The organism is Sinomonas sp. G460-2 (assembly GCF_047759905.1).
GTDB lineage: Bacteria > Actinomycetota > Actinomycetes > Actinomycetales > Micrococcaceae > Sinomonas.
Map to the genome: position 1 here is coordinate 1 of NZ_JBKZWT010000340.1, position 3,776 is coordinate 3,776.

Annotated in this window: 5 protein-coding genes; 2 read left to right on the forward strand and 3 right to left on the reverse strand. The window is 70.2% G+C overall.

The genetic code is table 11. The features are described 5' to 3' along the window. Positions 1–852, forward strand: an 852-nt coding sequence (locus tag ACLN58_RS19345; protein WP_415856864.1) for a molybdopterin-binding protein, incomplete at its 5' end; no start/stop codon positions are given. 5 nt (positions 853–857) lie between these two features. Here the strand turns inward: ACLN58_RS19345 and ACLN58_RS19350 are convergent. Both ACLN58_RS19350 and ACLN58_RS19355 read right to left on the reverse strand, forming a co-directional pair. Continuing rightward, entirely contained in the window at positions 858–1,031 is a 174-nt protein-coding gene (locus ACLN58_RS19350) for a hypothetical protein (protein ID WP_415856865.1), read from the reverse strand. A 39-nt stretch (positions 1,032–1,070) separates the two neighbouring features. Further along, positions 1,071–1,895, reverse strand: a complete 825-nt coding sequence (locus tag ACLN58_RS19355; RefSeq protein WP_415856866.1) for a DinB family protein — start codon at positions 1,893–1,895, stop codon at positions 1,071–1,073. Here ACLN58_RS19355 and ACLN58_RS19360 point away from each other — a divergent pair. After that, positions 1,851–3,050 (forward strand): IS110 family transposase, encoded by a 1,200-nt coding sequence (locus tag ACLN58_RS19360; RefSeq protein ID WP_415856867.1) that lies wholly within the window; start codon positions 1,851–1,853, stop codon positions 3,048–3,050. The two genes, ACLN58_RS19355 and ACLN58_RS19360, sit on opposite strands and share 45 nt — an antisense overlap. A 175-nt stretch (positions 3,051–3,225) precedes the next feature. Here ACLN58_RS19360 and ACLN58_RS19365 read toward each other — a convergent pair whose 3' ends face one another. Further along, the gene (locus ACLN58_RS19365; protein ID WP_415856868.1) at positions 3,226–3,612 is read right to left on the reverse strand and encodes a DUF2267 domain-containing protein; all 387 of its coding nucleotides are present in this window, start codon (positions 3,610–3,612) and stop codon (positions 3,226–3,228) included. Between the last annotated feature and the right edge of the window lie 164 nt (positions 3,613–3,776).

Here is a 3,776-nt window from a genome sequence, read left to right on the forward strand (position 1 = left end):
CTCGCGCTCGCGGCCCTCGCGGGCTACGACGAGCTCCCCGTCGAGGGGCGCCCCTTGGTCTGCATGGTCAGGACCGGCGCCGAGGTCATCGAGTCCGGCTCGCCCGCCCCCGGGCAGGTCCGCGACGTGTTCAGCTTCCTCGTCCCGCCCCTCGTCGCGGCCTACGGCGGCATCCTCGCGGGGCAGCGCAAGATTGGCGACGACGGCGCCGAGTGGCGCGCGGCCCTCGCCGACGACACGGCGACGAACGACGGCGCCGTGACCGCGCCTGGAGAGGGCCCGGCCGACGTTGTCATCACCACCGGTGGGACCGGCCGGGGGGAGTCGGACCACCTGCGGGAGATCGTCGCCGAGCTCGGCGGGCGGTTCGTCGTGGACGGCGTGTCGATGCGGCCGGGGCACCCCACGGTGCTCGCGGAGCTGCCCGACGGGCGGTTCTTCGTCGGGCTGCCGGGCAATCCGCTCGCGGCCGTCATGGGGTTCCTCGCGGTCGGCGAGCCCCTGCTCGCGGCGATGTCGGGGCGCTCGCCGCTCTCCGCCGTCGAACTTCCCTCGGGTGCGGTGTTCGAGCCGGAGCTCAAGCGCACGCGGCTCGTGCCGTTCCGGCGCATGTACGGCATGGCCTCTCCGGCCGGCGCGAGCGGCTCGGGGATGCTCCGCGGGCTCGCGCGGGCCGACGGGGTCATGGTGGTGCCTCCGCACGGCGTCGAACTCGGGGAGCCGATCGAGGTGTTCCCGCTGCCGTGGGGCCGGCCGCTCACCGAGTCCGCGGCGGCCAAGCCCGGGTCGAAGCCCAAGCGCCGCTCGGTGGGCTCGAAGGATCCCGTGGACTGGAGCGGCCTGGACGCGTGAGCGGGCTATGTCGGCGTACCACGCCTGAGGAAATCTCGGGCCAGGAGAACGGCCAGCACCCCGACCACTCCGGCCAGGAGGGCGTCTACGAAACCGATGTTCCGCCACAGAAGGCTGAACAGTCCGAACCCCACCACGAAAACGATCCAGTTGAAACTTCGCTTGCCCCCAGTGGCCATGGGCCTCATGCTACGGGCCGGGACTACCACTGAGCACGATCAGAAGCGTTCCGCCAGTGCCGTGAGCTTTCCCACGTAGGTGGGCCAATCCTCGTCCGGGATATTGCTGTTGCCGGCCTTCATCCCCACGGCCCCGTCGATCGACTCACGCAGGATGTCCGCCTGGCCGGTGTGCCGGGTGAGGTCCACGAGGACGTGGACGAGGATCCGCCCGAGGGTCACGTGGCTTCGATGCTCGGGCCACCACGGAACGCGCCCGGGTGCGTCCAAGGGGAGCGCCTCGATCGTGGCGTCCGCGAAGGCCCACACCCGCCGATAGAAGTCGATGAGACCGGGCGCGGACTCATCCTCGGTCGCGTACCAGTCCGCCTGAGGGTCGGCGTCGAGCGGGGCCTCCGAAACCCGCTCTTCCGGCGTGGGCCACGCGCGGCCGAACGTGTCGCCGAAGTAGCCGATCTCGACGTTGGCCATGTGCTTGACCATGCCGAGGAGATTCGTCCCCGTCGGCGTGCGCGGCAGCCGAAGTTCGCGCTCGGTCAGCCCGTCAAGCTTCCACAGGAGTGCGTCACGGCTGTCCTTATGTTGTTGCCGGGTTGGCTGGGTCCGCTGCAGTAGTGTCCGGGCTACCCGGGGCGGTGGGTATGGCATTTTCGGCTGTGCCGGGCCGAGAGGCGACGGCTTCGCAGGAATGGCCGCCCATCGCCCTCTGATGGCTCGACCGCTGAATTGAGAGACGCGACGACGATCGCTGGATAAGGACACGACGGCCAGTCGTCTGGGGGACCCCACTGTTCGCCTTGGAGATCGGAGGCACCACACATGCACATTTGGGCAGGCGTTGACGCCGGCAAGACAGGCCACCATTGCGTGGCAATCGACACCGACGGCACCCGGCTGCTGTCGCGGAAAGTCAGCAACGACGAGGTCGACCTGACCGCCCTGATCGCCGAGGTCAATGCCCTCGGGACCGACGTCACCTGGGCCACCGACCTCAACCGGGGCGGTGCGTCGCTGATGATCGCCCTGCTGCACGCGCACGGCCAACGGCTGATGTACATCCCGGGCCGCACCGTCCACCACGCCTCCCGGATTTATCGCGGCGACGGCAAGACCGACGCGAAGGACGCGGCCGTGATCGCAGACCAGGCCAGAATGCGCCACGACCTGCAGCCGCTGCGCATCAGCGACGAGGCCAGCGCCGACCTTCGCATCCTCACCTCCCGCCGGGCCGACAAGGCCGAGGACCGCACCCGCGCGATCAACCGCCTGCGCGCGACCCTGCTGGAGTACTTCCCGGCACTCGAGGCCGCTTTTGACTACAGCAGGTCCAAGGCCGCCCTGACCCTGCTGACCCGGCACAACACCCCCGACGGCATCCGCCGCTGCGGCCAGACCCGACTGCAGTCGTGGCTGAAGAACCAGGGCGCCCGCAGCAGCGCCGCGGTCGCCGAGGCAGCCGTCGCCGCGGCCAGGAAACAGCAGACGATCGTGCCCGGACAGCGCTCGGCCAGCCTTGTCGTCGCCGGGCTCGCGGCGGAGGTCCTCCGGGTCCAGAGCGAGCTCGCCGAGCTCGACGCCCTCATCGCCGAGCGGGGCGCCGAGCACCCCCACACCGGGGTCATCACGAGCATGCCCGGGTTCGGCCCGCTCCTGGCAGCGGAGTTCCTCGCCGCCACCGGCGGCGACATGGTGGTGTTCGAGGGCCCCGACCGGCTCGCCGCCGTCGCCGGGCTGGCTCCCGTCCCCCGCGATTCGGGCAAGATCACCGGCAACCACCGCCGCCCCCAGCGCTACGACCGCCGACTGCTGAGGGTCTTCTACCTCGCAGCCCTGTCCAGCCTGAAGAGCTCCCCGGAATCGCGCGCCTACTTCGACCGTAAGCGCGCGGAGGGCAAATCCCACATCCAGGCGATTCTCTGCCTGGCACGCCGACGGGTGAACGTCCTGTGGGCCATGCTCCGCGACCGCACTCATTACGCCCCGCCGGGCCGGACAACAGCCCTCACGGCGGCAGCCTGACCCCACCACTGAGGTTCCCGCTCGCGAGCGGCGATGAGTCCTCTCGCGCTGGCCCGACCGGGACCCGAGGTACAGGTCTGTGGGCCGAACCTGTCGAAGCGTCGGTCGTCGTCGGGGGATCTTTCACGCTCCGGATCTTTCGCGCTCCCGCTCGGCTCTCACATGCCGGGCAGCCTCAGGCGAGCTCTGGCTTGCCGAAGTAGACGGCGTAGCCTGAGGGGAGCTCGCTGAGGACCTGGCTGAGCTGGCCGCCGGTGATGGCCTCGGCGAGGGTGGTCAGCACGGCGCTGGCATCCCACTTCGCGCTCTCGCGGCTGGCTCCGGTCAGGGCGCTGAGGCGGTCGACGAACTGCTCCGCGCCCATGGTCTGGGCTGGGACTTGGGCCCGCAGCAACAGGGGCTTGAGCTCGGCAGGCAGTTGGGAGGCCAGGTGCCGGCATTCCGCGCCCGACAGACGCTCACCGATCAGCTGCAGGACCGACTCCACGGCCCTTTCGGCCTCCGAGCGGTGGGCGTACTCGCCGCGCTCCTGGACCTTGGCAAGGAAGTCCCGGTACTTCATCTGTCCTTCTGCCTCCTCCTGGCCTCCTCCCCGAAAGCGCCCGTGCCCCGGGGACCACGCGGGCGCCGTCGCCGGGGTTACGTGCTGGCTATGTTCCGTAGATGAATTCCTCGGCGTGGGCGACGGCCTTCTTGAACGAGTCGTTGCGGAGGGCGACGGCGTGG

What these genes read in the sequence shown, in the direction of transcription:
- ACLN58_RS19350 (WP_415856865.1), bottom strand. Translation starts at nt 1,031, where the DNA reads ATGGCCACTGGGGGCAAGCGAAGTTTCAACTGGATCGTTTTCGTGGTG.
- ACLN58_RS19360 (WP_415856867.1), top strand. Translation starts at nt 1,851, where the DNA reads ATGCACATTTGGGCAGGCGTTGACGCCGGCAAGACAGGCCACCATTGC.
- ACLN58_RS19355 (WP_415856866.1), bottom strand. Translation starts at nt 1,895, where the DNA reads ATGGTGGCCTGTCTTGCCGGCGTCAACGCCTGCCCAAATGTGCATGTG.
- ACLN58_RS19365 (WP_415856868.1), bottom strand. Translation starts at nt 3,612, where the DNA reads ATGAAGTACCGGGACTTCCTTGCCAAGGTCCAGGAGCGCGGCGAGTAC.